Consider the following 3331-nt stretch of genomic DNA (forward strand, 5'->3'; position numbering starts at 1 on the left):
CCCCGACGGCACCCGGGGGTCCCCCGGGTGCCGTCGGGGTCCCCGGCCCCCGCGGGATGCCCGGCGCCAAGGGCGCCGCCGGGCATCCGGCGGACGGCCAGGGCGACCCCGGGGAGGTGGGGCAGGCGGCGCGGCAGCAGTCCCTCGCGCACCTCCCGCACCGCGCTGCGGGCCCGGGAGAGTTCGAGGCGGTTGGCGATGTGGGCGCCCGCCTGTCGCAGGTAGAGGGCGAGCAGGTGGCGCCGGCGGGCGTCGGGCACGCCGGGTTCGTCGTAGAACCACACGGCGGCGCCGATCCGGCGGCCGTCCTCGACGACGAGCGGTTGGGCGTAGCCGGCGGCGATGCCGAGCCGGGCGGCGACCTCCCGGTGCCGGGGGGCCAATCGGCGGTCGGCGGCGATGTCCGGCAGGGTGATCTCGGTCGCCGGTCCCTCGGCGCCGGGGGATTCCCCGCCGTCGGGGTCCCCCTCCACGGCTGTCCGGCCGCCGGGGATCCTGTCACCGGCGGGTCCGTGGAGGGGTTCGTCGAGCAGTCGCGCGCAGGGTTCCGAGGAGCGCGGCACGGTCTCCATGGCGCCCAGGTCGCAGGGGGCCAGGCCGAAACCGATGGTTCGCTCGGGGGCGCCGGGTTCGCTCGGGCGCAGGGCGAGCATCCCGCGTCGCGCGCCGGCGAGGCCCGCGCCGGCGCGCAGGGTCTCCCGCAGGGCCGCTTCCGGGGTGGTGGTGCGGCACAGGCGTTCGAGCAATTCGTGCAGCCCCGTCAGATCGGCGATCCACGCCGCGAGACGGTCCTGAACGGCACCGGGGTACCCGGCGGTGGGGGCGACGGCGACCGTGCCGGTGGAGTCGGCGGATCCGGAACCGGCCCCGTCGGCCGGGACCACCCCCTCGGGGTTCCCCGCAGTGTCCGACACGAGTGGAACGGAGTGCCGGCTTCCGGCCACTTTCGGAGCGGAGGGGCTATTCATGATCATCGGCTTCCGCCGCGGGTTTTTCTCGCAATAGCATCGCAAACCCCCATGTCATGGGCGTCCCTATGGAGACATTCCACATCTACACGTGCTTGTCGTGGGATGTCCAGCATTGTTCCCTCGGCCGTCGTCGGCGGAGGCGCGGCGCGCGGCGGATTCCTCCCGCTCCGCGCATACCGCCCGGCCGGCGGGGCACGCGTCCGGGGGGTGCGCCACGGGGTGCGCGCCGGTGTGGCGCAAAGATCTCTGTCGCCCGCTTCGGATGCGGTCCACTGACGCCGACCCCCGGGCCGGCGTTCCCCGTGTGGTTCCCCGTGGTTTCGGGGGTTCCGCGGCCGGTGCGGGGGCCCGGGGTTCACTCTCCCGGAACGAAGTGGTCCGCCGGCGACGGTTGAAGGCGGTACTGTCCGGAGGGCGGACGGCGGGGCGCCGGAGAGGACCGCGCGGAGAGAGAGCGCGGCCCGGGACGGAGCAACTCCCCGGGGCAAGGTGTCGCACATCAGTCCGGCGGGTGGGATTCGCCCGCCGGTGGCGGCGGAACCTTGCCGAAAAGTGTCGGAACCGTGTCCAAGCCGGCGCCCCGCGCTCCCTGTCGTCGACGTCCCGCCCGACCGCAGAGTGGGGGAGACGGGGATCCGCCCGGACCACGGGACACGGGAGCGAGACTCCGCTCACGGGGTTCACCGGGTTCGCCGGGTTCACCGGCGGGTGACGCACGACCGCACGACGCGCCCCGGAGGGCCGCTCCGGAACCGGAGCCGGTGCCGGAGGCGTGACCGGAGACGTACCGGGCGATCGCCGGGGACGTGCCGGGCACGACCCGATCCGCACCGGCGCGCCCACCGGGCGCACCGCGAGGTCCGGCGACCACCGGACGGAACGGAGGTGGGAAGGGGCCCCGCCCCGCGCGACAGGCGGGACAAAGGGCCGCCGATCGGTGACGACACGGCGGGACGGCAGAGGGACAGGACGTGGGCACGGGCGCCCGGTGGAGACCGGGACCGGCCCACGACGGGTCGCCGACCACGACGGACGCGCCCCCACCCGCAGGGGGGACCGTTTCGAGGGGCCGGCGGAGGTGGAAGCGACCGGCAGTGCCGCCGGTCCCGGGTGCGAGCGAAAGGAACCACCGCAATGCGCGAGATTCTCGATGGCAGGAGCGGAGAGACCCGGACGCCCCGGGATGCGGCGCTGCGTTGCGCCCGGCAGTGGGGATGGCCCGTCCTCCCCGGGGTCGGGACGCGGCCGGACGGTCGCTGCGAGTGCGGCCGATCCGAGTGCGCCGCCCCCGGTGCCCACCCCCTCGATCCGGAGGCACTGGCCGCCACCACCGATGCCCGGATGATCCGCTGGTGGTGGACCCGGCGCCCGGAGGCGCCCGTGGTGATGCCCACCGCGGGGCGGGCGCCGTGCGCGATCGGCCTTCCAGCGGCGGCCGGCCGCCGGGCCCTGGCGGACCTCGGTCGGCTCGGCGTGCGGGTCGGCCCCGTGATCGCCGGACCCGGCCGGTACCTCCTCCTGGTCGCCCCCTACGAACTGCCGGAACTCGGCGAACTGCTGTGCTCGGTGATGGAGGCCGCGCTGCCCGCCTCCGCCGAGGCCGGACCCACCGCCGGGAACACCCGGACCGACCGCGTCCCCGCCTCCGTCCGCTTCCACGGCGCGGGTGGCTACATCGCCCTGCCGCCCACCCCGGTGCGCGGCGGCGGGTTGCGCTGGGTCCGACCGCCCGGGGCCGGTGACGGGGCGGGCCCGGTGTGGCTGCCGAGGGCCGCCGACCTGCTGGGAGCGGTTCTCGCCGCCGGGCGCACCGAGCCGGATCCCGGCAGCCGCCTCCCGCGCTGAATTCCGGCCCCGCCCCGGGGTCGGACGTGAGCCGGGGCCGGACGTGAGCCGCCGGTGCACCGGCGGCGCCCGCTCGCCGGCGTGCGCCCCGGACGCTTCCGCCGAACGTGCCCCCCGGACGAGGGTCCGGGGCGTGGACCCGACCCGCCCCGGGATCACCGAGGGGATCATCCGTTCGGCGGTACCCGCGTCCTCCGGTCCGGTCACCGCACCCATCGCTCGGGTGCGTCGTGCGGTCCGTCGGGCACCGGGACCTATCGTCCCCGGGGTGTGGTCCGCCCGCGAACGCAGGGGGAGTCCCGTGCCGGCAGCGTCGCCGTCCGTACCGGAACCGGAGCCGTCCGTCCCCGGACGCAGTGCCCGGGGACCGGAACCGTCCGCCGATCCCGATCCACTTCTTCCCTCCTCGACCGCCCCGCCCCCGGAGGCGGGGACCGGCCGGGCCGGTCCCCGCTCCCGCGCCGTCACCGCCGTCGTGGCGACGGTGATCGCCCTGCCGTTGATCTGGGTGGGCG

The 3331-nt window shown here is 76.4% G+C and carries 1 protein-coding gene and 2 pseudogenes; 2 read left to right on the forward strand and 1 reads right to left on the reverse strand.

Translation table 11 applies throughout. The features are described 5' to 3' along the window. Window positions 1–914 (reverse strand): annotated as a pseudogene (locus FNQ90_RS16960) (phosphatase); the annotation flags it as partial. Window positions 915–2105: 1191 nt separating this feature from the next. On the opposite strand from FNQ90_RS16960, the gene FNQ90_RS16965 reads away from it, so the two are divergent. Together FNQ90_RS16965 and FNQ90_RS27510 are read left to right on the forward strand one after the other, a co-directional pair. Then, complete coding sequence (locus tag FNQ90_RS16965) at window positions 2106–2816, forward strand: bifunctional DNA primase/polymerase (protein ID WP_182607160.1); 711 nt, start codon at window positions 2106–2108, stop codon at window positions 2814–2816. A 301-nt stretch (window positions 2817–3117) separates the two neighbouring features. Continuing rightward, window positions 3118–3331 (forward strand): annotated as a pseudogene (locus tag FNQ90_RS27510) (hypothetical protein); the annotation flags it as partial.

The sequence above is a fragment of the Streptomyces alkaliphilus genome (assembly GCF_014141535.1).
In the GTDB taxonomy this organism is placed as follows: domain Bacteria; phylum Actinomycetota; class Actinomycetes; order Streptomycetales; family Streptomycetaceae; genus Streptomyces; species Streptomyces alkaliphilus.